The 26,429-nt window shown below is 69.7% G+C and carries 22 protein-coding genes; 12 read left to right on the top strand and 10 right to left on the bottom strand.

The genetic code is table 11. The annotated features are described in order from the left end of the window. Positions 1 to 34: 34 nt before the first annotated feature. On the top strand, positions 35 to 829 hold the full coding sequence (locus tag ACFXN1_RS13615) for an enoyl-CoA hydratase/isomerase family protein (RefSeq protein ID WP_379394127.1): 795 nt from the start codon (positions 35 to 37) through the stop codon (positions 827 to 829). Between the two features lie 353 nt (positions 830 to 1,182). Continuing rightward, positions 1,183 to 2,421 (top strand): class I adenylate-forming enzyme family protein, encoded by a 1,239-nt coding sequence (locus ACFXN1_RS13610; RefSeq protein WP_379463581.1) that lies wholly within the window; start codon positions 1,183 to 1,185, stop codon positions 2,419 to 2,421. Between the two features lie 28 nt (positions 2,422 to 2,449). On the opposite strand, the gene ACFXN1_RS13605 is transcribed toward ACFXN1_RS13610, so the two are convergent. Continuing rightward, positions 2,450 to 3,184: a tyrosine-protein phosphatase gene (locus ACFXN1_RS13605; RefSeq protein ID WP_379394131.1), complete on the bottom strand. Its 735-nt coding sequence runs from the start codon at positions 3,182 to 3,184 to the stop codon at positions 2,450 to 2,452. Positions 3,185 to 3,559: 375 nt separating this feature from the next. Here ACFXN1_RS13605 and ACFXN1_RS13600 point away from each other — a divergent pair, with 375 nt between their 5' ends. Both ACFXN1_RS13600 and ACFXN1_RS13595 read left to right on the top strand, forming a co-directional pair. Continuing rightward, the gene (locus ACFXN1_RS13600; RefSeq protein WP_379394133.1) at positions 3,560 to 4,042 is read left to right on the top strand and encodes a TetR family transcriptional regulator; all 483 of its coding nucleotides are present in this window, start codon (positions 3,560 to 3,562) and stop codon (positions 4,040 to 4,042) included. A gap of 64 nt (positions 4,043 to 4,106) precedes the next feature. Then, on the top strand, positions 4,107 to 5,285 hold the full coding sequence (locus ACFXN1_RS13595; protein ID WP_379445793.1) for an amino acid deaminase/aldolase: 1,179 nt from the start codon (positions 4,107 to 4,109) through the stop codon (positions 5,283 to 5,285). Positions 5,286 to 5,306: 21 nt separating this feature from the next. On the opposite strand, the gene ACFXN1_RS13590 is transcribed toward ACFXN1_RS13595, so the two are convergent. Then, the gene (locus tag ACFXN1_RS13590; protein WP_379445792.1) at positions 5,307 to 8,891 is read right to left on the bottom strand and encodes an AAA domain-containing protein; all 3,585 of its coding nucleotides are present in this window, start codon (positions 8,889 to 8,891) and stop codon (positions 5,307 to 5,309) included. Positions 8,892 to 9,282: 391 nt separating this feature from the next. Here ACFXN1_RS13590 and ACFXN1_RS13585 point away from each other — a divergent pair, with 391 nt between their 5' ends. After that, on the top strand, positions 9,283 to 10,005 hold the full coding sequence (locus tag ACFXN1_RS13585; protein WP_379445791.1) for an alpha/beta hydrolase: 723 nt from the start codon (positions 9,283 to 9,285) through the stop codon (positions 10,003 to 10,005). A gap of 36 nt (positions 10,006 to 10,041) precedes the next feature. Then, positions 10,042 to 10,569 carry a gamma carbonic anhydrase family protein gene (locus tag ACFXN1_RS13580; RefSeq protein ID WP_379394141.1) on the top strand — a complete coding sequence of 176 codons (528 nt, stop codon included), beginning with the start codon at positions 10,042 to 10,044 and terminating at the stop codon, positions 10,567 to 10,569. Here the strand turns inward: ACFXN1_RS13580 and ACFXN1_RS13575 are convergent. Together ACFXN1_RS13575 and ACFXN1_RS13570 are read right to left on the bottom strand one after the other, a co-directional pair. Continuing rightward, complete coding sequence (locus tag ACFXN1_RS13575; RefSeq protein WP_379394356.1) at positions 10,563 to 11,210, bottom strand: phosphoribosyltransferase; 648 nt, start codon at positions 11,208 to 11,210, stop codon at positions 10,563 to 10,565. The genes ACFXN1_RS13580 and ACFXN1_RS13575 overlap by 7 nt on opposite strands. A gap of 165 nt (positions 11,211 to 11,375) precedes the next feature. Next, positions 11,376 to 12,236, bottom strand: a complete 861-nt coding sequence (locus tag ACFXN1_RS13570) for a carbon-nitrogen hydrolase family protein (RefSeq protein ID WP_379445795.1) — start codon at positions 12,234 to 12,236, stop codon at positions 11,376 to 11,378. 215 nt (positions 12,237 to 12,451) lie between these two features. On the opposite strand from ACFXN1_RS13570, the gene ACFXN1_RS13565 reads away from it, so the two are divergent. Beyond that, positions 12,452 to 14,248 carry a DEAD/DEAH box helicase gene (locus ACFXN1_RS13565; RefSeq protein ID WP_379394143.1) on the top strand — a complete coding sequence of 599 codons (1,797 nt, stop codon included), beginning with the start codon at positions 12,452 to 12,454 and terminating at the stop codon, positions 14,246 to 14,248. 81 nt (positions 14,249 to 14,329) lie between these two features. On the opposite strand, the gene ACFXN1_RS13560 is transcribed toward ACFXN1_RS13565, so the two are convergent. After that, positions 14,330 to 15,082 (bottom strand): hypothetical protein, encoded by a 753-nt coding sequence (locus ACFXN1_RS13560; RefSeq protein ID WP_379445789.1) that lies wholly within the window; start codon positions 15,080 to 15,082, stop codon positions 14,330 to 14,332. A gap of 228 nt (positions 15,083 to 15,310) precedes the next feature. Between ACFXN1_RS13560 and ACFXN1_RS13555 the strand changes: the two genes are divergently transcribed. Both ACFXN1_RS13555 and ACFXN1_RS13550 read left to right on the top strand, forming a co-directional pair. Continuing rightward, the gene (locus ACFXN1_RS13555; RefSeq protein ID WP_379463580.1) at positions 15,311 to 16,480 is read left to right on the top strand and encodes an acyl-CoA dehydrogenase family protein; all 1,170 of its coding nucleotides are present in this window, start codon (positions 15,311 to 15,313) and stop codon (positions 16,478 to 16,480) included. A 9-nt stretch (positions 16,481 to 16,489) separates the two neighbouring features. Next, a complete protein-coding gene (locus ACFXN1_RS13550) occupies positions 16,490 to 17,617 on the top strand; it encodes an acyl-CoA dehydrogenase family protein (protein WP_379444940.1) in 1,128 nt (375 codons plus the stop codon). Between the two features lie 225 nt (positions 17,618 to 17,842). On the opposite strand, the gene ACFXN1_RS13545 is transcribed toward ACFXN1_RS13550, so the two are convergent. Then, complete coding sequence (locus ACFXN1_RS13545) at positions 17,843 to 18,337, bottom strand: hypothetical protein (RefSeq protein WP_379394151.1); 495 nt, start codon at positions 18,335 to 18,337, stop codon at positions 17,843 to 17,845. A gap of 303 nt (positions 18,338 to 18,640) precedes the next feature. Between ACFXN1_RS13545 and ACFXN1_RS13540 the strand changes: the two genes are divergently transcribed. Beyond that, a complete protein-coding gene (locus tag ACFXN1_RS13540) occupies positions 18,641 to 18,886 on the top strand; it encodes a hypothetical protein (protein ID WP_379444942.1) in 246 nt (81 codons plus the stop codon). Positions 18,887 to 18,897: 11 nt separating this feature from the next. Here the strand turns inward: ACFXN1_RS13540 and ACFXN1_RS13535 are convergent, their stop codons facing one another. The 4 genes from ACFXN1_RS13535 to ACFXN1_RS13520 form a co-directional block, all read right to left on the bottom strand. Beyond that, positions 18,898 to 19,824, bottom strand: a complete 927-nt coding sequence (locus tag ACFXN1_RS13535; protein ID WP_379444943.1) for a hydroxymethylglutaryl-CoA lyase — start codon at positions 19,822 to 19,824, stop codon at positions 18,898 to 18,900. Next, positions 19,821 to 21,032, bottom strand: coding sequence for a CaiB/BaiF CoA transferase family protein (locus ACFXN1_RS13530; RefSeq protein ID WP_379394157.1), 1,212 nt, complete (start codon positions 21,030 to 21,032; stop codon positions 19,821 to 19,823). Before ACFXN1_RS13530 ends, ACFXN1_RS13535 begins: the two co-directional genes overlap by 4 nt. A gap of 206 nt (positions 21,033 to 21,238) precedes the next feature. Continuing rightward, positions 21,239 to 22,183, bottom strand: a complete 945-nt coding sequence (locus tag ACFXN1_RS13525) for a TauD/TfdA dioxygenase family protein (protein ID WP_379463579.1) — start codon at positions 22,181 to 22,183, stop codon at positions 21,239 to 21,241. A gap of 147 nt (positions 22,184 to 22,330) precedes the next feature. Continuing rightward, on the bottom strand, positions 22,331 to 23,101 hold the full coding sequence (locus ACFXN1_RS13520) for a deoxyribonuclease IV (RefSeq protein WP_354833838.1): 771 nt from the start codon (positions 23,099 to 23,101) through the stop codon (positions 22,331 to 22,333). Between the two features lie 224 nt (positions 23,102 to 23,325). On the opposite strand from ACFXN1_RS13520, the gene ACFXN1_RS13515 reads away from it, so the two are divergent. Both ACFXN1_RS13515 and ACFXN1_RS13510 read left to right on the top strand, forming a co-directional pair. Then, entirely contained in the window at positions 23,326 to 25,221 is a 1,896-nt protein-coding gene (locus ACFXN1_RS13515; protein ID WP_379444946.1) for a serine/threonine protein kinase, read from the top strand. A 216-nt stretch (positions 25,222 to 25,437) separates the two neighbouring features. Next, positions 25,438 to 26,429, top strand: a 992-nt coding sequence (locus ACFXN1_RS13510) for a serine/threonine-protein kinase (protein ID WP_379463578.1), incomplete at its 3' end; no start/stop codon positions are given.

Genomic DNA, 26,429 nt, shown 5'->3' with positions numbered 1-26,429 from the left:
TCGCAAAAGTAAGCGTCCGCATACATTCAGGGTCATGACTGACTCGAAGCCCACCCGCCTGGAGCGCATCGTCACCGACGGCGGCGCGGACGCGGCGATCCTCACCATCGACAATCCGCCGCTGAACCTCTTCGACAAGGCCCTGATGGACACGCTGGCCGTGGATATCGACGAGCTCTCGGCGAATCCGCCCCGCGCGCTGCTGATCCGCGCCGACGGCAAGCTGGTCTCCGGCGGCGTCGACGTGCACGTCTTCGACGGCCTGTCGGAGGAGGAGGGCGCGCAGTTGTGGCGGACCCTGTTCGCGCGCATCATCCACCCGCTCGAGGCGCTGCCCTGCCCGGTCATCTTCGCCGCGCACTCGCTGACCCTGACCGCGGCCTTCGAGATGTCGCTGGCCTGCGACATCATCCTGGCCGCGCCCAAGGCCAAGTTCGGCCTGGTGGAGACCGTGGTGGGCCTGACTCCGTCGATGGGCGGCCCGCAGCGGCTGGCCGAGCGCGCCGGTTCCGGCCGCGCCCGCGAGTTCGTCATGACCGGTGACACCTACTCCGCCGCCACCATGGCCGAGTGGGGTGTGGTCAATGCGGTGCACGAGGATGTCGACACCGCGGCCCGGGCGCTGCTGGCCCGGCTCGCCGAGGGCCCGACCCGCGCGCACGCCGCCACCAAGGCGATCATCGAGGCCTGGCGCTCCGGTGGTGTTGCGCACGCGGATTCGGTGACTCCCGAGGTGTCCGGGCAACTTTTCGGCACCGCGGATCTGCGGGGCGCGGTGCGCAGCTTCCTCGAGGTCGGCCCCGGAAAGGCCACGTATACAGGCCAGTAGGCGCCGATCGGCCGGGCCGCGGCCGCGCTTCCGCTGGAAGAACAGGATCGACTTTGCGCGTCCGGGCGTGTCGGCTGCCGCCCGGGCGTGTCAAGCCCGTTACCTGCACTGGTATGGGATCGGGGGTGGCACGAGACCGCCCGGCGGGGAATCCCGGTGCGACTGTTGCGAAGCCACCGCAGAATCGATGTTTCCGCAGGCTCGATCGGGGGAACGTGGGGTTGACCGAGCGGCGATCTGTTTCCGTGGTGTGAAAGCCTGACATCCGTTTGCCGACAATCCGCCCATCGATGTGATCTGCATCATATAGTCACTCTTGCCTGCAGGGCTTCGAGGTACCCGGAGGGACGACGATGTCGCAGTTACTCGTGGAATATCCGCAGACGCGAAACGGCTGGTGCGACAACCCGCTTGCCCGCGCCGCCGACGGCATCCTGCGCTATGGCAACCTCACGCCCGCGCTCACCGAACTCCTCGACGTCCAGGTTCACACCTTCGCCGCCCGCGAGGCCGTGGTCGAGATCGGCGGCCCCCGGCTCACCTACCGCGAACTCTGGTACTCGGCCTCCCGCATTGCCGGCGGCCTGCAGGAACACGGCATCGGCTACGGCGACCGGGTCGCGGTCCGCATGCCGGTCGGCGCCCGCTGGGTGCAGGCGTTCCTGGGCGCGCTGCTCTCCGGGGCGGTGCCGGTGCTGGTTCACGACGGGCTGCCGGATGCCGTGGCGGACCGCGTGATTCACGATGCCTGCGCCGACTTCGTGCTCGACGGCGGCGGCCGCGCGGCGGGGTTCCGTGACGCGCTGCCCGACGGCGCGGCCTTCATCGACGACGGCGCGTCCCTCGGCGAACTGGCATTGCTCAGCTACACCAGCGCCTGCTCCGGGGCGGGCCCGCGCGGAGTGGAGCTGACCAACGAGAACCTGCTCTCCGCGGTCCGTTCCGTGGTCGGCGCGCTGGATCTGCCCACCGACGGCCTGCGCAATCTGGTGCTGCTGCCGCTCGCGCACGCCAGCGGCTGCGTCGACCAGCTGCTGCCCACCTTCGCGGTCGGCGGCACCGTGGTGCTCACCCCCGACCGGTCCGCGGTGCCGGAAGCCCTTGTCGCCGAACGCATCGACATGGTCGCCGCGACCCCGCGCATCTTCGCCGGCCTGCTGCCCGGCCTGGCCGGGCTGCGGGTGGAGCGGGTGCGGCAGATCTGCAGTGCCGGGCATCGCGCCGAACTGGCCGCGGCCGACCCGGCCACCGCCGAATCCGTCGCCAACTCCCTGCGCGCGGTCTTCCCGGAGGCCCGGCAGTGGTCGGTGTGGGGCGCGACCGAGACCTCCGGCATCGGGCTGGCCCGTGACGACACCGCTCCGGGCCGGGACGCGCTCGGATTCGCCTTCGGCGGAACCGAACTCGCGCTGTGGGGCCCGCTCGCGGCCGTCGGCCACGGCGAGCTGCTGTGCCGGGGGCCGAATGTCAGCCCCCGCTACTGGAACGACCCGCAGACCACCGAGTCCCGCTTCACCGGCTCCTGGTTCCACACCGGAAACCAGGTCAGCATCGACCGCAACGGCCTGGTCCGCCGGTCGGACGCGGACTGATCGCGCGCCGCCACGACAGCCGCAGCGATCAGACGAGCATCCGGGCGCGCAGCGCGTCGCGCAGCTCCTGGGTGATGCCGATCTCGGCAAGATAGCCGTCCAGGCCGCCGTACATGGCATTCATGGAGTTGGTGCCCGACTCCAGGTATTCGGGACGGACGCCGAGCAGATCGTCGGAGAGTTCCTCGTCGGTGCCCGCGGTCATCAACGCGCGCAGGGTGGGGACAGCGTCATTGCTGCGCAGGTAGTCGGCGTAGATGTCCTCTTCGGTGACATCGATCGCCCGCAGCAATGTGGCCACGGCCCAGCCGGTGCGGTCCTTGCCCGCGGCGCAGTGCACCAGCGCGGTCCCGCTCAGCACGGAGCCGGCGAGCGACCGGATGGCGACGTGCGCCTCGGGCAGGGCGGGGAAGAGCCGGTAGACCTCGAGCATGTGGCCGGAGGCGCTGCTGTGGCGGCGCGCCTCGTGCGGCGGGGTCTCGCCCATGCGGGGGTCGAAGGGGGTGACCTTCAAACGCACGCCGTCCGGGACGACGTCGTGGCCGATGTGGTCGATCTCGGCGAACCCCCGCAGGTCGTGGACATCGGTGACGCCCAGCCTGCCGAGGGTGGTGAGGCCAGTCTCGTCGAGCCGGCTGAGCTGGGCGGACCGCAGCAGCACTCCGTCCCGCACGGTGGAACCGCCCGCGGTGCGGGCGCCGCCGAGATCGCGGAAATTGAAGGTGCCGGAGATCAGGAATTGGTCATGGCGCGCAGAAGTCACCCGGTCAGGCTATCGGTGGGCGGGTAACGCCAGAGTGTCGAACAGTGGAGCGTTGTGGGTTCGCGCACACCCGCTATGTTTCATCGCACACCCGCCGATAAAATACCGTCCGGTCCAAACAACGGCTTTACCGGGCGCTTGTTCAATTTGATCATTCCTATCCGGTCGCGGGCCTGTTCCAATTAGGTAACAAAACATTCTTAAGGTATGGAATCGGCTATCAAAGCTGGTTGCTGGGCCAGAAAAAGACGTAACATCGATACCCGTTGAACGGGTACGTCGGCGTACAAGCCGGAGATCAGTGCCGATCTGCAACACCCGTTGAGCGAGCCGCGCAGGCGAGGTGCGCGAGTTCTTTGCCAAAGGGAGTCGTCGTTGAGCGCAAGTGGAGAAATCACCCAGGTCGGACTTCGTCCGGCCATGACCGAGGCCATCGAGACTGCGGCCGTGTCGCTTGATTTCAGGGGTAATCGTGCCCTGCGCATCCTGCTGCACGCGGGACTCAGCACGCTGTGGCCGATCTTGAAATCCTCCCCGGACCGGCAGATCCGTGCCTACGAGTCCACCCTGGCGGTGCTGCGGCGGCGTTGGGAGAACCAGGCCACCTGTGTCCCGGACCCGGTCGCCACGGCCATGTTCCGGGAGCTGGACGCCGACGTGACGTCCTTCCTGGACCACTGCGCCCGCCGCTCGGGCACCCAGTGGCTGGAGCCGGTGGATGCCATCGCCGCCTATCTGCTGGCCGTCATCCAGGGCATGGTGCTGCGCTGGCTGGCCGACTGTGATGACGAGATCTCGCTGGTGGTGCTGGACGACCTGGTCTCGTACCTGTCGACCAAGGCCGTCGACCTGCCCTGACACACCCGGCCTGCCCCGAAACTTAATGCTGGACGCATGACCAGGTTCATGGTCGAATGATCTGGTGACCGATTCGTCGCCGATCGGCGGGCTGCACGCGGCCACCGCCGACCTCGAACCTCCGCTCGCCGCGGTCGATATGACCGCCCTGCGCGCCAATGCCGACGATCTGGTGCGCCGCGCCCGCGGCGTCCCGATCCGGGTGGCCAGTAAATCCGTGCGCTGCCGCGCCGTTCTCGAGGAAGTCCTCGGGCCCAAGCTCACCGCCTCCGGCGGCTTCGCGGGCATCATGGGTTACTCACTGCGCGAAGCCATCTGGCTGGTCCGGGAGGGCGCGCGCGATGTACTGCTCGGCTATCCCACCGCCGACCGGCACGCCCTGGCGGAACTCGCCTCCGACCAGTTGCTGCTCGACTCCATCACCCTCATGGTCGACGACACCGCCCAGCTGGACCTGATTCGCGAGGCCGTCGGCGGTGAAAAGGTCGCTCCCCGTGTGTGTCTGGATGTGGACGCCTCCCTGCGCCTCGGCCCGCTGCACCTGGGTGTGCGTCGTTCGCCCATCCGCACCCCCGAGCAGGCCGCCCGGCTGGCCGCCGAAACCCGTTCCCGCGGTTTCCGGGTCGTCGGCGTGATGACCTACGAGGCTCAGATCGCGGGTCTGCCGGACACCAATCCCGCTGTGCGCCTGGTGAAGTGGGCATCCGCGACGGAGATCGGGAAGCGCCGCCGCCAGGTGCTGGAGGCGGTGAGGTCGACGGTCGGTGAACTCGAGCTGGTCAACTCCGGCGGCACCGGGTCCATCGAGGTCAGCATTACCGACCCGGGCGTCACCGAGGTGACCGCGGGTTCGGGCCTGTACCTGCCGACCCTGTTCGACGGCTACCGCAATCTGGCGCCGCGGCCGTCCATGTACTTCGCCACGCCGGTGCTGCGCCGGCCGGCGCCGGGCATCGCCACCGTCTTCTCCGGCGGCTACATCGCCTCCGGGCCGACCGGGGCGTCGCGGGTGCCGAAACCGGTGTGGCCCTCGGGCTTGAAACTGATCGGGACCGAGGGCGCGGGCGAGGTGCAGACCCCGCTGACGGGCGCCGGCCGCCTGGAGATCGGCGACCGGGTCTGGTTCCGGCACGCCAAGGCGGGCGAGCTGTGCGAGCGCTTCAACGAGGTGCATCTGATCGACGGGGACGGCAGCCGCACCACGGTGCCCACCTATCGCGGTGAAGGGCACTGCTTCGGCTGAGCCGAGGGAGCCGGGCCCGGGCTAGACCCGGTCGAGCTGCAGCACCGCGGCCAGGTCGGACAGCTCGGCGGTGGTGGCCGGGAGGTATTCGGTCAGCAGCGGCGAGCGCACGATGATCGCCGACCACATGGCCCGCGAGATCGCGCTGGTCAGCCAGTGCCGCGACAGCAGCGCGCCGATCCCGTGCGGGGCGTCCTCGGGCGCGGAGGTGGTCATGGAGACCAGCACCACCGCGGCCTCGCGGCCCTGGAAGTGGTCGGGCGTGCCGACCAGGACGTCCTCGATGCGGGCCCGCGACAGCAGGGTCCGGATGCGCGCCACCTGGGCGTGGTAGGGGGCCACCACCAGGATGTCGTGCGGATGCAGGCGGCGGGTGAGTGCGCCTGTGTGCCAGGGCAATCCGAGCAGCGTGCGCACCTGGCGCACGATTTCCCGTGCCTCCTCGGCGGATTCGGTGCTGTTGCCGTGATGCTCCACCGGCACGGTGCGCACGCCGGGCGGAATGCCGTCGAGTTCCCGTGCGAGGGTGACGGTTTCATTGGAGCGCAGCCGATTGTCGTAGCGCAGGCGCGACACCGGGCCACACATGCGCGGGTGCATGCGCCAGGTGCGGTCCAGGAAGTAGCCGTGGGCAGCGGGCAGGGTGCGGTGCGCGCCGAGCAGCCGGCCCAGCACGGATTCGGCGATCGGCTCGGGATGCGCGCCGTGTCCCGTCGGCGGCGCGGGGTCGCCGACCAGCAGCAGATTCCGGGCGCACACGGCCACGGCCACCGCCTCGGCCAGCGGGAACTTCCCGGCGTCTACGATGACCAGCAGGTCCAGGCTGTCGCGCGCGATGCGCTCGGGATCGGTGAAGTCGCTCGAGAGTCCGCCCACCACACAGCCGTTCACGGCATTGTCGAGGAAGCGCGGATAGCGCGAGGCCTCGATGGGCAGCCATTCCGGCGCCACCGCCCGGCTGTCGGCCTTGGCGACCAGCTCCGGCAGCACGCCCACCTGCACCACGGCGTCGAGCACGTGCTCGACCACCTGGTGCGAGCGCGCCACCACGCCGACCCGCCACCGGTAGCGGGTGACGAGCCGTTCCACGGCGCGCGCGGTGGTGTCGGTCTTGCCGGTGCCGGGCGGGCCCTGCACGGCCACATACGAATTGTCGAGATCCAGGACGGCGGCGGTGACGGCGGCGGCGTGATCGCCGAACACCTCGGGCAGCGCCGCGCCCGCGCGCAGTCTCGGCGGGCGGCGGCACAGGATGTCGAAGACGGCGGTCTCGGGCACCTGGGGGAGGGTCACCAGCAGCTGATGTGCGGTGTCCTCCAAGGCTTCCGCGAGATGGATGTCGTGGCCGGGCGGGCAGGGCGCGATCGCCGAGGGCAGCTCGTCGTAGGGTTCGCAGCCCACGGGGAGTATCTCCACCACCCGCACCACGTCCTCGAAATTGGTGTCCAGCGCGCAGCCGAGGACGGTGGCGTGTGCCGTCGCGCGCAGGCCCGGGATGACCGTCATGCCGGGCGCGGGGCGGTCGTAGAGGGTGAGCACCGCGGTGCCCGGGGGCGGTGCGTTGCCGGTGCCCAGCCGGCCGGTGAGGGTCAGGTAGCGCCGCATGGGCTGCTGGCCGGTGCCGTGCCAGTCGGTGTCGACCGAACCGGAGTCGGCGACGAGAACCCCTGCGGTGTCGGCCCATTCGGCCACCGGATGGTCGAGCCGGTCGTCGTGCGCCCAGCGCAGCGGCCGCCGCTCGCGCCGGTGATAGCCCAGCGCCGCCGCCGCGAGCCCGGCCGCCTCCTGCGCCGGGCCGCGCTCCTCGCCGCCGCTCTCCGCGAATTCCCGCAGGGCCGCTTCGATTTCGTCGGGCCCGGTCTCGGCGTAGTCGTAGGACCACCGCCGGCTGGGCCGGACTTCGTGCCCGGCGGCCAGCTCGAGCAGCCAATCCCGCAGCCGCAGTACGGCTTCCGCGCCGCCGCCGCTCTCCTCCTGATTGGGCGGCAGCTGATGCAGGTCGTAGGAGCGCTCGCCGACCACCAGCGCCGCCCGCACCAACGGGTACAGGTCGGCCAGTGAGGGCAGCAGCTCCGCCACCACATCCTCACCCTCGGAATCGCGTTCGCCGATGGCGTGCAGCAGGCCGCGCAGATCGCCGCGATAGTGGTGGATCCGGAGGTCCGGGCATTCGCGCTGGCGCTCGATCAGGAACTCCAACAGCGCGTCCGCGTCGTCGCGGCGGCGGGAACGGCTCCCGGGACCGAGGGTGTCCGGGCCGTCGGCTCGAATGACGAAGGTGCGCGCCGGTTTCGGCACGGCGGGTGCGGGCACGAATCCCAGCGCGACCGTGCTCACCCCGGGCCCCTGCTCGAAGGTCGCGACCGCGGCGCTGCCGCGCTGTTCGGCGAACTGCTCGCCGTCGGCCGACTCCGCCGGTTCCTGGACGAATATCGCCGGCGCGGACGAGGTTTCGGCCACGCGGAGGGCCTGTGCGGCCGGGTAGTCCGCCGGCGCCCGGTCGGCCGGCTCGAGCGCGCTGATCTGCACGATCACATCGCCTGCGGTGCGGGCGATTCCGGACCCCGCGCGCGGGAGGTCGGCGGTGTCGGGCGGATTGACCGGGGTGACGCTGACGAACAGGTCGCCACGGGTCGGCGCGGGCAGGGCGGCCAGCGCGGCCGGATCGATGAGGGCGTGCACCGGACGGCCGGTGCGCTCGCGCAGGATCTGGACCTCGGCCTGGCGGCGCAGGGTGGTCAGGGTGGCGGACGGGATGCCGGTGACGGCGGCGTCGGCGACGGCCAGCCGGTCCACGGTGGTGATCCCCGCGTCGCGCAGGTGGGCGCGGGTGGCCGGGCGCATGCCCGCCACCAGCAGCAGATCACGGCGGGTCTCGAGTTCGGTCGTACAGGTGGGGCAGTGGCCGCAGGCCAGGAAGCGCCGGTCCCCCCACTGCACGGGGAGCAGCTCGCCGAGCTTGGTGTCGACGATGCGGTTCAGCCGCGCTCGCCGGGCCTGGTAGACGACCGTCATGTCCGCGAGCGTGTACGTGACCGGGACGCCGTCCTCCCACACCCGCACCTGCGGCGCGGACCGGAAACCGTTGCGCCGCAGGGCCTCCGCGGCGGCGGCCAGGCCCAGCAGGGTCGCGATCCCGCCGCGTCGGCCCGCCACCCCGGCCACGATGTAGTCGTGTCCCTCGGGGGCGTGATCGCGCACCAGGAATTCGCAGCGCGCCACGAAGTCCCCGTCGAACACCACGCCGCCCGCGACCGCCTCGGCCTCCGCCCGCAGTGCCGTCAGCGTCCGGTCGTGCGCGTCCCGCAGTCCGGCCAGCGCGCGCTCGCGCAGGTCCTCGGAGACGAGCGCGGTGGTGGCGAGGGCGTCGGCCGCGGGCTCGGACAGGCGGATGCGGGTGACGCCCGGCCCGTACCGGTCGCGTAGGTCGGCGAGGCGGTGTTCGACGGCCGGGTCGGGGGTGCGCGTGAGCGTGCCGGGCGACGGGAACTCGACCGGCGTCACCAGTCCCAGTTCGGCGTCGAGCGCGCGCAGCAGCGCGAACTCACAACGCGCCGCCGCCACCAGGTCTCCGGTGCTGCACACGACACGATCACCGAACAGCATCAATCGCGGCCCTCCTGTGCCTCTCCTCCGCCGACACCCGCACCCGGCCGGGGTCTCGTCGTCACGTGGCCGAGTCGGGCCATAGCGTAATGACTACAGGCGGTGTGATGTGCTCCCAGGTGCGGCCCGCGCACCGGTCCGGACCCGTCATGACCCGCCCACGTCAGCACGCGTTTGCGGGCGATGTTGGGAGACAACGCGACTCGCGCGCGCCGCAGCCGCCGACAGCGGCTCGAGGCCCGGTCGGACACCAGAAATCGCATCGCCATTCCGGCGTGTCGCCCCGCGGACCGCCCGGCGGCGCGTCGCTGTCCGGCAGGTTCGCTCGTTACTCGCCAGTCGCTTGTTTCGAGCGGCCCCGCAACCCGAACGCGTCTGTCACAATCTGCCGATGCTCTACCTAGCGGGCGCTCGCGGCCGCCTTCACTACCGCCGATGGCAGCTCGATGATGCACAGGCGGTCATGGCGTTCTTACCCGGAATCGGCCAGCACAGCGCGCACTACCACCGATTCGCCCGGGCGCTGGCCGCCCGGGGCATCGAACTCTGGGCCCTGGACACCTCCGGGCACGGACTCAGCGAAGGAGATCCCGAAAGGCCGGGCACCATCCACGAGCTGGCCGCCGACGCCCGGCTGTTCCTGGACCAGGTGCACGCACACGCGACTTCCACCCCGTTCCTGATGGGTCACTCCCTGGGCGCGGCCACCACGCTGGCCGTACTGCGCGACGCGCAGCCGGGCGACTTCGCCGGACTGGTGCTGTGCGGGACGCCCAAGGCGGTGCTGGAGGGCAGGTCCCCGAAGTCCGCCCGCGGCGCCGAACCCGCGAATCGTGCTCGCGCCCAGGGCGGTTCCCGCTCGCGCGCCGCACTGGCGACCGAGCACGAGTCGGACTGGCCGGGCCCGCGGCTGCCCGAGGGCCTGCCGCTGCTGATCGTGCACGGCGCGGACGATCGCCGGGCGCCGGTGGAACCGGTGCGGGAGTGGTCGGCCCAGGTCGGCGCGCGTTTCCACACCTACCCCGATGCCGGCCACGACCTGCTGCACGAGCCCGCGCACGCCGAGGTCACCGCGGAGATCGTCGAATTCGTGCACGCCCGCTCGCTGGTCTGAGGGATTCGCGCCGGTCCTGAGGATTACGGTGAGGGCGTGCCCCTCTACGAATTCGAAGGCAAGCGCCCGACGGTCGATCCGACCGCGTTCATCGCGCCCACCGCGACCCTGATCGGCGATGTGCGCGTCGAGGCGGGCGCCTCGGTCTGGTACGGCGCGGTGCTGCGTGCGGACCTGGCGCCCATCATCATTCGGGAACGCGCGAATGTGCAGGACAATGCCGTGATCCACGTGCCGCAGGACGTCACCGTGGAGATCGGCGCGGGTTCGACGATCGCGCACTCGGTGGTGTTCCACGGCGCGACGCTGGGCGCGGAATCGATTGTGGGCAACGGCAGTACGGTCCTGGACATGGCCAAGATCGGCAGCGGTGTCATGATCGCCGCGCACTCGCTGGTCGGCCCGGGGCAGGAGATTCCCGACGGTGTGCTGGCCGCCGGCTCACCCGCCCAGGTCAAGAAGCCGCTCGCGGGCACCCCGGCCGAACTGTGGGTCAAGACCAATCCGAGCTTCTACGCCGACCTCGCGCAGCGACACCGCACGGGCATCACCGAGATTCACTGATCCGCATCCCGGGAAGCGGTGGGGCGCAACAGCTTCACCACTTCCGCATCGGTGAGCTGATGGAAGTCCCGGTAGGCCCCGCCCACTCCGCCGAGGGCGCGCGGCACCAGCGGGCACACCACCTCGTCGGCGATCTCCCGGATCCGGTGCAGCGCTTCGACCGAGGACACCGGCACCGCCACCACCACCCGGCGCGGCTCGTGCAGCCCGGCGATCTCACAGGCGGCGGCGACGGTCGCGCCGGTCGCCATGCCGTCGTCCACGATCACCACGGTCCGGTCCTTCAGGTCGATCGGCGGCCCGGCCCGCAGTATCCCGCGGCGGCGCTCCAGCTCGGCCCGCTCGACGATCTCGATGTCCGCCAGCTGATCGGGCGTAACCCCGGTATGCCGCACCACGTCGTAGTTCAGCACCCGGACGTCGTCCTCCCCGATGGCCCCCATGGCCAGTTCCGGCTGCCACGGCACCCCGAGCTTGCGCACCAGCAGCACATCGAGGTCGCCGCCGATCACGTCGCGCACCGCCACGGCCACCGGCACCCCGCCCCGGGGCAGCCCCAGCACCAGCGGATCCGCCGCGCGCAGGTGCCCCAGCACCCCACCCAGCGCGCGTCCGGCGGCCGCCCGATCCGGATAGATCATCGCTCTGTCCATTTTGCCCCTCCGCTTCGCTCCGGGGCAGGGTTCGCGGCCCTGAGGTCTCGATTCTTCCCTCCCTACGCTCCTCCGCTTCGCTCCGTCGCTCCAAGGCGGAGGTCTATCGAGCCGCAGTCCAGAATCGAGACGGCCGCGAACCCGTGGGTGGCTCTACTCTCCGCGGATTGTGTAGCGGCGTAATGCCAGGCTCGGATTCGTGGTGCGGACCTCGGTGAGGTGGTGCAGGTCGATGTGGGCGGTGGCGATGCCCGGCTGGTCGCCGAGTTCGGCCAGCATCGCGCCGGTGGGGGAGACGATCATGGAGGCGCCGGACCCGCGCGGGGCGGCCTGGTCGGCGGCGGCGACGTACATGGTGTTCTCGATGGCCCGGGCGCGCAGCAGCGTGGTCCACTGATCGACCTTGCCGGGACCGGGAATCCACTGGGCGGGCAGCAGCAGGACGTGCGCGCCCGCGGCGGCCAGCCGGCGAACGCCTTCGGGGAAGCGCAGATCGAAGCAGGTCTGCAGCCCGAACACCACGCCGTCCACGGTGAAGGCCGGGGACTGGTCCAAGGGGCCGGGGATGAGCAGATCGGATTCGCGCGATCCGAAAGCGTCGTACAGGTGCACCTTCCGGTAGACGGCCGCGAATTCGGCGTCGGGGGAGGCGGCGACCAGGGTGTTGTAGACGTGCCCGGCGGGCTGGTCCGGGCCCCCGGACTCGACCACGCCCGCGACCACGTGCACCCCGAATTCGGCTGCGATACCGCGCAATCCGGTGACGAACGGTCCGGTGAGCGGTTCCGCGGCGGCCAGCACCCGATCGTCGAGGCGCTTGGTGGCGAACATCGAATACTCGGGCGCCACCACCACCTTCGCTCCGAGTTCGCTGGCGGCCCTGACCTCCGCGCGCAGGGCGGTGAGATTGGCCACGGTGTCGGTGTACGGATCGAACTGCACCACCGCCACGTCCACCGACCCGGCCGGTTCGGTCCCGGCGGGCCGCTCCGCCGCGGCGGCCGTTTCGTGCACGGCCGTCACCACTGCTCCCGAGCTGCCCGCATCGGCGGTGGCCAGGGTTCCGGTGGCGTAGTTGCGAGCGGGAGCGGGTTCGGGATTTCCGAGTCCTGACACGGAACTCGAGGGCGTCGGGGCAGCGGGCGCGGGCGGGTTGTCCGGTTGCACGACTCCCAGGGTATTCACCCGATGGTCAAGCCCGCAGCTAGCAGGCAGTAAAATCCGTGGCAATGAGTACCTCACCGGCCGACAGCGTTCCCACTGACGACGAGAGGGACGTTTCCGGCCCGTCCTTCGCTGATTTGGGTATCGATGACCGCATTCTGCGGGCCATCGCCGATGTCGGCTACGAATCGCCGTCGCCCATCCAGGCGGCGACGATTCCGCCGTTGCTCGACGGCGCGGACGTGGTGGGCCTGGCCCAGACCGGTACCGGCAAGACCGCGGCCTTCGCCATCCCGATCCTCATGGGCATCGAGATGACCGGCAAGGCCCCGAAGGCGCTGGTGCTGGCCCCGACCCGGGAGCTGGCCATCCAGGTCGCCGAGGCGTTCGGCCGCTACGCGGTGCACATGCCCGGCCTGCATGTGCTGCCCATCTACGGCGGTCAGAACTACGCGGTGCAGCTGTCCGGTCTGAAGCGCGGTGCGCAGGTGGTCGTCGGTACGCCGGGCCGCGTCATCGACCACCTCGAGCGCGGCACCCTGGACCTGTCGCAGCTGCAGTACCTGGTGCTCGACGAGGCCGACGAGATGCTCAAGATGGGCTTCCAGGACGATGTCGAGCGCATCCTCGCCGACACGCCCGATGAGAAGCAGGTCGCGCTGTTCTCCGCGACCATGCCGTCGGCCATCCGCAAGATCTCCAAGCAGTACCTGAAGAACCCGACCGAGATCACCGTCAAGACCAAGACGTCGACGAACACCAATATCACCCAGCGCTGGGTGCTGGTGTCGTATCAGCGCAAGCTGGACGCGCTGACCCGCATCCTCGAGGTCGAATCCTTCGAGGCCATGATCATTTTCGTGCGCACCAAGCAGGCCACCGAGGAGCTGGCCGAAAAGCTGCGCGCGCGTGGGTATTCCGCGGCCGCCATCAACGGCGACATCGCGCAGGCGCAGCGTGAGCGCACCATCGGCCAGCTCAAGTCCGGTGTGCTCGACATCCTGGTCGCCACCGACGTGGCCGCGCGCGGCCTGGACGTGGAACGCATCTCGCACGTCGTCAACTACGACATCCCGCACGACACCGAGTCCTACGTGCACCGCATCGGCCGCACCGGCCGCGCGGGCCGCTCCGGTGACGCGCTGCTGTTCGTGGCCCCGCGCGAGCGCCGGCTGCTCGACGCCATCGAGCGCGCCACCCGCCAGCAGGTCACCGAGATGCAGCTGCCCAGCGTCGAGGACGTGAACGCCCAGCGCGTGCAGAAGTTCGGCGACACCATCACCGAGAATCTGACCTCGGTCAATCTGCCGTTGTTCCGCAAGCTGATCGAGGACTACGAGCGCGAGCACAATATCCCGCTGGTGGATATCGCCGCAGCGCTGGCGGTGGGCGGCCACGACGGCGACAACTTCTTCATGGAGCCCGATCCGGAGCCGACGGCGCGCGAGCGCCGCGAACGCGCCCCGCGTTCCTTCGACGACCGCGAACGCGGTCCCCGCGAGCGTCGCGAGCCGAGTGGCCCGTCCCGGCATCGCGCGACCGGCGCGGAGCTTGTCACCTATCGCATCTCGGTCGGCAAGCGCCACAAGGTCGCCCCCGGCGCGATCGTGGGTGCCATCGCCAATGAGGGTGGCCTGCGCCGCAGCGACTTCGGCCACATCAGCATCCGTCCGGACCACTCGCTGGTGGAGCTGCCGGCCGATCTGTCCAAGGAAACCCTGAATGCATTGAGCCGAACCCGGATCAGTGGTCAGCTCATCGATCTGCAGCTGGACCAGGGCCCGCCCGGAGGGCGCTCCATGAGCCGCGCCCCGCGCCGCGAGGGCAAGCGCCCCGAGGCCCGGCGCAAGCCGCGGTTCTGAGCCTGCCGCTCGAAACGATCAACGCCCGCATCCGGAAGGGATGCGGGCGTTGCGTTTTCGAGGGTGCGGCGTTGCCGTGGGTCAGTTGGTTCCGGGCGCGCCCGCGGCGGGGGCGGTGTCGGGGGCCTGTGCCGGAGCCGCCGGGGTCGGCGGTGTGGCCGAGGTGGTCGGGGCCGAGGCGTCCGGGGTGGCGGGGACCGCGGGCTGGGCGGGCGGGGTGTCGGACACGGTGAACAGGCCGACGGTCGGCAGCACCACGCAGCGCGCGCCCGGGTAGTCGATGGTGCCCCACAGCGAGGCGACGACGGTGCCCGCGCCGGCGTCGACGGTCTTCGACAGCGAGGGCAGGTCGTACTCGGTCTGGTCGTCGAGGGCGGTGATGCCGCTGCGGCCGCTGTTCACATTGAGCCAGGCCACGCTCAGGCCGGAGGCGGTCGGAAAACCGTTCTGCTGCGCCATGACCTGGAAGCTGACATTGCCGGGCGGCAGCGACACCGAGACGTTGGGACCGGTGACGCCGGTGACGGCCATCGCCGAGGTCAGGCTGAACGGCATGTTGAAGCCGCAGCCGAGGGTGGGCGCCAGGTACGAGAACGGCGTGAACTGAACGTTTTCCAGCTTCGCGGCGGCGATCAGCTGGGCCGATCGGGCGATGTCGGCGACCGCGGCCCGGCCGTCGGCATTGTCGCCGACGGCCTGGGTGAGCTGGTCGATACCGGTCTCGACGGGCGTCTTCGGCTGGTCGGCGGTGGCCGCGCTGGTCGCGCCGACGGTGGCCGCGGCCGTGAGGGCGGCGACCGCCAGGGCGCGCCGGGACAGAGTCCAACCGTTCACTCGTGCTGCTCCTGCGTCGATATTCTCGCCGAGCCACAACAGCCCGACGTCCCGGAATTCGGGTATCGGATTCCTGGGCAACCTACCAGCTCAGCGTGAGAGCCGGTATGTCGAGTCGCTGCGAGCCGAGCACCCCGGGCCGTCCGGTCGGTGTGATCCGGGTGACAATCAGACCATTACCGGGGGGTAAGTTTGATGACGACATCACAGCGACGCTCGGGAGAAGCAATGAAGCTGGCCCTATCACCCGATGAGGTGAAATTCCGGGACGACCTGCGCGAGGTCTACCGGACCAAGATCCCGGCGGAGATCCGTGACCGCATGAAGTACGGTCACGAGCTCTCTCGCGATGACATCGTCACCAGCCACCGCATCCTCAACGAGAACGGCCTGGCCGTGCCCAAGTGGCCGGTGCAGTGGGGCGGCCGCGACTGGTCGCCCATGCAGCTGCACATCTGGGAGGACGAGATGCAGCTGGCCTCGGTGCCGGAGCCGCTCACCTTCAACGCCCAGATGATCGGCCCGGTCATCGCCCAGTTCGGCTCCGAGGAGCTCAAGCAGCGCTTTCTGCCGGCCACCGCCAATCTCGACATCTGGTGGTGCCAGGGCTTTTCCGAGCCCGACGCGGGCTCGGACCTGGCGGCGGTGCGCACCACCGCGGTGCGCGACGGCGACTCCTACATCGTCAACGGCCAGAAGATCTGGACCACCCTGGCCCAGTACGCCGACTGGATCTTCTGCCTGGTGCGCACCGACCCGACCGTCAAGAAGCAGGCCGGTATCTCGATGCTGCTCTTCGACGTCGAGAGCCCCGGCGTGACCATCCGGCCGATCAAGCTCATCGACGGCCACCACGAGGTCAACGAGGTCTTCTTCGAGAACGTCCGGGTGCCCGCCGATCAGCTGGTCGGCGAGGAGAACATGGGCTGGACCTACGCCAAGTTCCTGCTGGGCAACGAGCGCACCGGCATCACCGGTGTGGGCCGCACCAAGGTGAAGCTGGGCGTCGCGAAAGAGTATGCGGCGCAGATCCGTTCGGGCAGCGGCACGCTGCTCGAGGACCCGGCGTTCGCCGCGCGCGTGGCCGAGATCGAGAACGAGCTGCTGGCGCTGGAGCTCACGCTCATGCGCGTGGTCTCCAATTCCAATGACGGCAAGCCGAATCCGGCCTCCTCGGTGCTGAAGCTGCGCGGTTCGGAGCTGCAGCAGGCCGCCACCGAGCTGCTGCTGGACGTCGCCGGGCCGGACGCGCTGCCGGTGAACGCCGGGGACATCGCCTCGCCCGGCTGGGCGCAGCGCAGCGGTCCCGGCTATCTCAACTTCCGCAAGACCACCATCTACGGAGGCTCCAGTGAGGTGCAGCGCACCATCATCGCCTCCACCATTCTCGGATTGTGAGCCGCCGCCATGGATTTCGAACTCACCGATGAACAGGTCATGCTGCGGGACACGGTCCGGGATCTGCTGGGCCGCGCCTACGACCCGGAGACCCGCCTGAAGGTCACCGACACCGACCTCGGCTGGAACCGCGACGTCTGGCGGCAGCTCGCCGAATTGGGCGTCCTCGGACTGGCTTTCGACGAGGAGGACGGCGGTGTGGGCGCGGGGCCGGTCGAGACGATGGTGGTCATGGAGGAGATCGGCCGCCGCAATGCGCCCGAACCCTTCCTCGACGCCGTGCTCGTACCCGGCGGGCTGGTGGCCCGCGCCGGCACCGCCGACCAGCGGCAGCGTGTGCTGCCCGCACTCGTCGGCGGCGAGACCCTGCTGGCCTTCGCGCACCAGGAGCCCGGCACCCGGTGGCCTGCAACCGAACTGGCCACCACCGCGGTCCGCGACGGTGACAGCTATCGGATCACCGGCGTCAAGAACCCCGTCCCGCACGGTGACTGCGCCGATCAGCTGGTGGTCAGCGCCGCCCTTCCCGGCGGCGGCATCGGCCTGTTCCTGATCGCGGCCGACGCCGAGGGCGTCACCAGCACCCCCTACCGCACCTTCGACGAGCGCCGCGGTGCGCAGCTCGAATTCGCCTCCGCCGCAGCCGAACTCCTCGGCGAGGGCGGTGACGCGCAGCCGGTGGTGGACGCGGTGGAGGTGGCGGCGCAGGCGAGCCTGTGCGCCGAATCCCTCGGCGCGATGGAAGAGGCCCTGCGGCTGACCGCCGAATATCTGAGGACGCGCAAGCAGTTCGGCGTCACGCTGTCCAAGTTCCAGACCCTGACCCAGCGTGCCGCCAATATGTATGTGTCCCTGGAACTTGCGCGCAGCATGAGCCTGTACGCCACGGCCGCCGTCGCCGACGGTTCCGCCGACCGGGTGGCGGCTTCGCGTGCCCGGCTGCAGGTCGGCCGCTCCGCCCGCCACATCGGCCAGGAGTCCATCCAGATGCACGGCGGTATCGGCATCACGACCGAATACCCGGTCAGTCACTACGTGGCCCGCCTCACCGCCATCGCCCGCACCCTGGGTGGCGACCTGGAACACCTGCGCGTTCTCACCGACCGCGTGGGCGACTACACCCTCGTGGAGTTCTGACCCGCACCATCGAGGCCGCGCCCCGCTCCACCCGGACCGGGGCGCGTCGGCCGCCGCAGAATTCACTGGTGCACAGTGGATCTCGGCGTGCTCGTGCTCGCACCTGCTGTCGGTGGTGCCGAGGGGTGCGAAGGTCGGGCCACCGCCGTGGGTCTCGGGGTCGGCGGCACCATGCGGCAGCAGATCTACAAAGACGAACGCGCCCTGACGGATTGGGCCACCGATCTACCCGTCGGAGTTGTCCGAGGCCGGGTGATCCGTCGTCGGGAGGGCGGTCGGCGGGACCGTGGTGACCGGGAGTTCGGTTGTGGCGCGCGGGCTTTCGGTGGTGGCCGGGCGCGTGGTGGTGTGCAAGGGGGTGGAGCGGGTGCTCGCATTCGGATCCGCGGCCGGGTCGTCCGGGGTGCCGGTGACGGTGGAGATCGGCGCGCGCCGGGAGGGCTGGTCGGCGGCCACCCGCCAGGTGGGGGACGGCGGGATGACGACGGCGGGCGTGGTGCTCGCGCTGCTGTTCGTCGAAGTCACCGGCGCCGCTTGCAGATCGGCGTTCAGCGGCGGCGGCGCGACGTAGGTGTCGGTGTGCCCGAGGCCGCAGGCGCCCAGGAGAATGAGCCCGGCCGACACCACGCCGACCGCCGCGGCGGCACCCGCCACGGGCTTGGGCAGGTGACGCAGCGGGGTGAGGCCGCGCTCGTCCGCGCCGGCGTTGCTGCCGTCCATTGGTGGCACTCCTGATTCGTGTCGAGTGGGCTCACCCTAACGGAGGCCGCGGGGCGGGGCCAGGCGGGTGGCCGGTTCGATAACCGGACAGCGCAGGCGATTCCGTAGGCCTCGGAAATATCTCAAACAGCCATGATTCAGATATCGAATTAGTAAACTCGGGGCGTTTTGGGCACGTGTCGTATGGACTTTCCGTTGCAGAGCCGTAATGTGTGTCCAAAGTTACACGTGAGACGCTCGAAATTTGCCGAGGGGCGCGCCGAAGAATCGCGAGACCCGGCGGGCGTCATCGAGGAGTGGATGATGGGTGCATTTTCGGCATCTCCGCTGCGCGCGTCGGCGCGTGCAGGAGAATCTGCGGCCTCCGGGCTGCGGATGTCGGCAATCCTGGCCCGCGCCGTCGCCTGGCTGATCTTCCTGGGTGGGCTCACCGGCGCGGTACTCGGCATTGCCGGGCTACGCGTCGAAATCACCGTCGCCGGACTGATTCTCGCCTGCACCGCGGGTTTGGTTTTGCTCAAACTTCGGGCCGACGCGCACGCTGGCTAATTTTCCGCAAATTAGTCATTTGCGGCAATTACCCATTCGAATGCTTCGGCTTCGGATCGTGCGCCCTCAATCGTCCGGGATCGGTTGGGCTCACCGAGTTCCGTCAGCAACTCTTCGGAAATCCCTACCAGATCCGACAATACGGACGGGGTAAACCATTCCGGACGGGTAGCGAACAGCAGATCCTCGCTCGAGGTGTTGCCGGAGGCGCCCGGCGCGAACGGACAGCCGCCCAGCCCACCCAGTGAACCGTCCACCACGGCCGCGCCGGCGGCCAGGGCCGCCAGGGAATTCGCGACGCCCATGCCCCAGGTGTCGTGACCGTGAAAAACGATGCGGTGCTGCGGCGTTCCCCAGTGCCCGGTCGCGGCCACCGCCCCGATGAGCGCGCCGACCTGACCCGGATGCGCCTGGCCGAGGGTATCGGCCACCACGATGTCCGCCGACCCCTCGGTGCGCGGATCGGTGGCGATGGCCAGGACCCGCGCGGGATCCACGGGCCCGTCGAACGGGCAGGTGAAAGCCGTTGCCAGACAGAGCTGAATGCGCCCGCCCGCCTCCGCCGCGAACCGCACCGCCTCCGGCATGGCGGCCAGGCTGTCCTCGGTGGTGCGGCCGATATTGGCCTTGTTGTGCGCGTCCGACACCGAGAAGCAGTACTGGAAATTGCGCACGCCGGCCTCCGCGGCCCGCGCCACGTGCCGGGGTGTGGCCACCCAGACCCAGCAGCGTTCCAGTTCCGCGGGCGTGAGCTGAGCGACCAGCTCGAGCGTATTGGCCATGGGCGGCACCAGATCCGGGCGCGCCATGGATCCGATCTCCAGCTCGGGCACGCCCAGCGCCAGCAGCCGCCGCGCGATCTGGACCTTGCGCTCGGTGGGCAGCACCTTCCCGGTGAGCTGCAGGCCGTCGCGCAGCGTGACATCGCGCAGGGTCATGAGTTCGCCTCCAGGGCATCGATATCGGCGTCGGTCAGGCCGAGCAGGCCGGTGAGCACCTCGCGGGTGTGCTCACCGAGGTCCGGGCCGACGTTGCGGATGGGCAGCGATCGGCCGCCGATCACCGGGACGATGCCCGGGAAGCCGACCTCCTTGGGCTCGGGCTCGCCCACGTCCACCCGGAAGGGCTGGATCATATTGCGCGCCCGGTACTGCTCGTCGGAGACGATGTCGGCGGCGGTGTAGATGGGCCCGCACGGAATCGCGGCCGCCTCCAGCACCCCCAGCGCCTCCTCGCGGGTGCGCACCCGTGTCCACTCGGCGATCGAGGCGTCCAGCCGCTCGCGGTGACGCCAGCGTCCGGCATTGTCCTGCAGCTCCGGATCGGCGGCGAGGTCCGGGCGGTCGATGACCTGCATGTACCGCTGGAAGATGGCGTCGCCGTTGCCGCCGATGATGATGCTGGTGCCGTCGCTGCACGGATAGGCATTGCTGGGCGCGATGCCCTCCATCCGCCCGCCGACGCGTTCGCGATTGATGCCGTAGGCCAGATAGTCGGGCACCAGGGATTCCATGACCGACAGGATGGATTCGTTGAGCGCCACGTCGATGACGCGCTGCTCCAAGGGAACCCGCTGCACCCGCTCGCGCTGGAACAGCGCCATCACGGTGCCGAACGCGGCGTAGATCCCGGCAATGGAATCGCCGATGGACACGCCGACCCGCACCGGCGGCCGGTCCGGATCGCCCACGAGTTCGCGCAACCCGCCGACCGCCTCGGCCACCGCCGCGAAGCCCGGCCGCTGGGCGAGCGGACCGGTCTGGCCGTACGCGGAGATGCGGGTGATGACCAGATTCGGATTGGCCTCGTTGAGCACCTCGGGCCCGAGCCCCCACTTCTCGAGCATCCCGGGCCGGAAGTTCTCCAGCAGCACATCGCACTGTTCGATCAGATCCAGCACGATCCTGCGTCCGGCCTCGGTGCGCAGATCCAGCGTGATGGACTTCTTGTTCCGGTTGACCGTCCGGTACAGCATCGAGGTGTCACCGCCGTAGAGCCGCCAATTCCGCAGCTCATCACCGGTTTTCGGCCGCTCCACCTTGATCACCTCGGCCCCGAAGTCCCCGAGGATCCGTCCGGCCGTCGGCGCCGCCACGTAGTTGCCCAGTTCCAGAACCCGAACGCCGTCGAGCGGCCGAATCTCCATGCCCATAGTCTGCACGATGGGCGTACCCCGAAAACGGCGAAGCCGGTGCGACGGGCGAGAGAGGTGGTGCCCGTCGCACCGGCCGGCCGGCGATCACGGCGCATGGACATCGTGATCGACGGCATCGAGTTGTGTCGGTCCGCAAGGACAGCGGGGTGAGTGGCGGCACCCGCGCGTGCCCGAATTGCGGTGTTCCGCGCCGGGATTCAGGCGGCGGCGGGTGCGACCTCCTCGATGATCGAGTAGTGCTCGGCGTTACCGGTGATGATGGTTTCTCCGTTCACGCCGACCGGGACGTCGCCGGCGAGCGTGATGCGGGTGAGGCGGCGGGGCTGGCCGTCGTAGTCGTCGATGGCGTAGTGCTGGGTGGCGCGGTTGTCCCAGATCGCCACATCGCCGAGCTGCCAGTTCCAGCGGGTGGTGTTCTCCAACCGGGTGACACGGTTCTGCAGCAGCTGGAACAGAGCCTGCGATTCGGCGGCGGAGAAGCCGACGAAGTTCTTCACGAAATGCCCGAGCAGCAGCGCGCGTTCGCCGGTGACGGGGTGCACGCGCACCACCGGGTGCTCGGTCTCGTAGTAGGTGGACTCGAATTCCTCGCGGTAGGCCTTGATATTGGCCGTCACCTGAGCGTTCTCGCCGCGCGCGACCTCGGTGCGGTCGGCGGCGTAGTCGTAGGCATTGGTGTGGCGGGCGCGCAGGTTCTCGACGAGGGCCTGCAGCGGCGCGGGCAGCGAGTCGTAGGCCGCCACGGTCGAGGCCCAGGTGGTGGAGCCGCCGTAGGGCGGCAGGTGCACCGCGCGCAGGATGGACGCCTTCGGAATCCGGTCCACGAAGGTGACATCGGTGTGCCAGCTGTTGGCGCGGCCGTACTCGGAGTCGATGGGCAGCGTCTTGACGCCCTTGGAGGTGACGGTCGGGTGCGGGGTGGTCGGCGCGCCCAGCAGCTGCGCGAACTCGTACTGCCCGTCCTCGGTCAGGTGCTCCTGGCCCCGGAAGAAGATGACCTTGTGCTTGTGCAGCGCGTCCTGGATGGCCTGCACGGTCACCGAATCCAGATCGCCGCCCAGCCGCACGCCGTCGATGCGCGCGCCGATCTTGCTGCCCAGCTGCACGACAGTGAGGTTGGATGTTGCGTAATCGACGGACATGCAATGCCTTTCGCCCGATGGAGTCCGGCCCGGATTCGAGCCGTGACCAGCACACCATCGGGGCGTCCGGTGAAACAGGTTCAGGATCAGCCGGATCGAAAGGCTCGTGAGCGAACGCCCGGCACTACCCGAGGCGTTCGCGGAGAACTACCCGAGGTGTTCGCGCAGATAGGCCAGGTCGTCGGCGACACCGTCGGCGGGGGTCTCCAGGATCACCGGCGCTCCGGCGGTGCGGCACACCTCGGCCAGCAGCTGCGGGTCGATGGTCCCGTCGGCGAAGTTGGCGTGCCGGTCCGCGCCCGAATCGAAGGCGTCCCGCGAGGAGTTCAGGTGCACCAGGTCGATGCGCCCGGTGATCCCCTTGATCCGCTCCACGATCCCGACCAGTTCCTCACCGCCGGCCCAGGCGTGGCAGGTGTCGAGGCAGAATCCGGCTCCGAAGTCGCCGACCGCGTCCCACAGCCGCCCGATATCGTCGAAATACCGTGCCATGGCGTGGTTTCCGCCGGCCGTGTTCTCGATGAGGATGGGCACCGCGAATCCGCCCTTGTCCTGCTGCCGCTCGAACAGCTTGCGCCAGTTGACGAATCCCTCGGCCATCTCCTCGTCGGAGCGCACGTGGCCGCCGTGCACGACCAGCCCGAAGGCGCCCAGCTCGGCGGCGGCCTTGGCCTGCTGCGCCACCGCGTTGCGCGAGGGCATGCGCAGCCGGTTGTTCAGGCTGGCCACATTGATCTGATAGGAGGAGTGCACCACCAGGTCGATATCGCTGGCCTTGATCTCTTCGGCCCGCGGATGGGGTTGGGGCTTGTCCCAGCTCTGCGGATCCACCACGAACATCTGGATGACGTCGGCCCCGAGCTTCTCGCCGAAGCCGATCGGGTCGCTGTCCATTCGGACGTGAGCTCCAATGCGCATGCGGCCAGCGTATCCCCGACCCCCGACAGCGCAGACGGGGTCATCAGGGGCGATAAGCAAACGTTGAGTGTTGCGTTAGCGGGATGCGCGTAGATAGTTCGGTAGGCCGCGAATCGGCTACAGTTTCGGTGTTTTCGGATCGGCCCGAACGATCACGCCGATCGTCTGTGGTACCTCGCGCGCTGGTGGGTCCCGGCACGTGGAATGGGAAGTGGGAGATCGTCATGCTGTCCAACGGTGACGTTTTTGCTGGGTATGTCATCGAACGGCAGCTCGGCCGGGGTGGCATGGGTTCGGTGTACCTGGCCAAGCATCCGCGGCTGCCGCGGATGACGGCGCTCAAGCTGCTGAATCGGGAGATGGTCTTCGACAAGGAGGTCCGCGCCCGCTTCGAGCGCGAGGCCGACCTGGTCGCGCAACTGGACCACCACAATATTGTCACCGTCTACGACCGCGGGCTCGAGGACGGCCAGCTGTGGATCTCCATGCAGTACATCGACGGCATCGACGCCGCCAGCGTGAATCCGCAGACGCTGCCGCCCGAGCGGGCCGTGCAGATCGTCGCCGAGATGGCCGACGCCCTGGATTACGCGCACCGCAACGAGGTGCTGCACCGGGATGTGAAGCCCGCCAATATCCTGCTGGCCCGCTCCACCGGCGGTAAGGGCGAGCGGGTGTATCTGACCGACTTCGGCATTGCGCGGCTGCGCGACGACAGCGGTCACCTGACCCAGACCGGGACGTTCACCGCGACCCTGGCCTACGCCTCGCCCGAGCAGCTGACCGGCTCCGCGCTGGACGGCCGCTCCGACCAGTACTCGCTGGCCTGCACGCTGTTCTGGCTGTTCACCGGGTCCGGTCCGTTCTCGGCGACCAATCCGGCGGCCGTCATCCAGGGGCATCTGCAGAATCCGCCGCCGCCGCTGGGCAGTGCACGCGCCGGGCTGCCGCCGAGCCTGGACCTGGTGATCGCCAAGGCCATGGCCAAGCGTCCCGAGGATCGCTTCCCCAGCTGCAGCGACTTCGCGGCCGCCGCCCGCCGCGCCCTGGCCAATCCGAGCGCGCCGGCCATTCCGCTGGTGCAGCGCACGTCGCCGCCGATGCCGGTGATGCCGTACACCGGCGGGCCGAACCCGGTGGCGCCGTCCCCGACCGGGGGCGCCATGCCGACCGGTATGCCCATGTATACGGGTGGTGCCATGCCGACCGGCAATCCGGTGACCGGAGGCGCGTACTCGACCGGTGTGCCGATGACCGGTGCGCCCATGCCGACCGCGGGCCCGCGTCCGCAAACAGCGCCGCCGTCCCAGGCGGTGCCGTATCCGGCTCCGATACAGGTCAATCCGGCCCCGCCCAAGCCGGTCGCCGGTAACTACACCGGGCGCGGGACCAATCAGTACACCCAGCCGCCGTCCTATACCTATCCGAGCCCGGGCCAGCCGCAGCGTCCGCCGGTCGCGCCGGTGGGCGCGCATCGGCCGCCGGCGCCGGCGAAGTCGAATACCGGCCTCATCATCGGCATCGTGCTGGCGGTGGTGGTGCTGCTCATCGTGGTGGTCGCGGTGATCGCGGCGGCGGGCAGCAAGGCCGGCGGCACCAAGGCCGGTGGCGCGCCGGGCAGTGTGGTGAACACCTCGGCGGGCGCGGCGCCCGGGGGAGCCCAGCAGATCGACTGGTCGGTCGCGGCCAAGCAGTTCCCGAAGCTGCTGCCCGCCGTCAAGACCGGCGGCAAGGGCTACAACGGCGCGACCTGCTGGGTGGCCGACTCGCCGGTCTCCTCCGACGCCACCGACGGCACCCCGGACTTCGGCGACTGGAAGGTGCAGTGGCGCTGCTACGGCGGCAGCAACAACAACGACCCCTTCTACCGCATCTTCGCCTACGACTCGGCCGCCACCGTGCAGACCGTCCTGAGCGGTCTGACCCCGGACACCAAGTCGCAGGACGCGAACGGCGGCAAGACCTACACCAACTACCAGCTCACCGACGACAGCCACCCGCGCCTGGTGACCGCCTTCACCGGCGACAACAACCGCACCCAGTACCTCATGTACACCGACGGCCTCACCGGCAGCCTCGATCCGGTCCTGAAGTGGTGGAAGAACGCCCCCATCAACTGACCGCTCGCTGACCTCGCATATTCGAATCCCGAAGCTGATCAGGCTAGGGTCGGCGCAGTATCTGGTTCGCGGCCCAAGCACAGGTCGATGGAGCGCTTGTTCTGGACTGACGGAGCGGGGGAGCGAAGCGGAGGAGCGGCGGAGGGAAGAACGAGACCTCAGGGCCGCGAACCCGCCGGAGCGAAGCGGAGGCAAATAGATACAGAAAGGGAAGTTGTGCTGCGCGCTGGGGAAGTGTTCGCGGGTTACGAGATCGAACGCGAACTCGGCCGCGGCGGCATGGGGTCGGTGTATCTGGCCCGGCACCCCCGTCTTCCCCGGTTGATCGCGCTGAAGCTGCTGAGCCGGGACGTGTTCGGCGATATCGAGATCCGGCGGCGGTTCGAGCGGGAGGGTGATCTCGTCGCGCGGCTGGATCATCCCAATATCGTGCCGGTCTACGACCGCGGCATCGATGACGCGCAGCCGTGGATCGCCATGCGCTACATCGACGGCCCCGACGCGTCCCAGCTGGAGGCCGCGAATCTGCCGCCGCGCCAGGCGATCCGGATCATCGCCGAGACCGCGCGGGCCCTGGATTTCGCGCATCGCCGCGGCGTGCTGCACCGGGATGTGAAGCCCGCCAACATCCTGCTCGAACGGCTGGACGGCGAGGAGCGAGTGTTCCTGGCGGACTTCGGCATTGCCCGTCTGCGCGACGACGCCACCAAGCTGACCCAGACCGGCTCGTTCACCGCGACGCTGACCTACGCCTCCCCGGAGCAGCTCTCGGGTCAGCCGCTGGATCCGCGCTCGGATCAGTATTCGCTGGCCTGCACGCTGTTCCGGTTGCTGACCGGGGATGTGCCGTTCGCCGCCGAGCATCCGGTGGGCATCATCCACGGTCACCTCAATCAGGCGCCGCCGCAGGTCAGCACGCTGCGGGCCGGCCTGCCGCAGGCGCTGGACGCCGTGCTGGCCCGCGCGCTCGCCAAACACCCTGAGGGACGGTTCGATTCGTGCGGCGAGTTCGCCGCGGCGGCCCAGCAGGCGCTGGAGAATCCGGCCGGGGCCACCGTGGTGGCGCACTCGCCGTTCGTTGCGCAGTCCGGCGGATCACCGGCGGCACCAGGGCAATTCGGTCCCGCGCCGACGACCCCGTACGGTGTCGATCCGAATTCCGTTCCCGGACAGCAGCCGCCCGCGACCATGCGCTACACCGCCCAGGC

Origin of the sequence: Nocardia sp. NPDC059154 (assembly GCF_042755705.1) — a bacterium.
In the GTDB taxonomy this organism is placed as follows: Bacteria; Actinomycetota; Actinomycetes; order Mycobacteriales; family Mycobacteriaceae; genus Nocardia.
The sequence above is the reverse complement of the archived record's forward strand: the minus strand, read 5'-3'. Positions and strand labels throughout refer to the sequence as shown.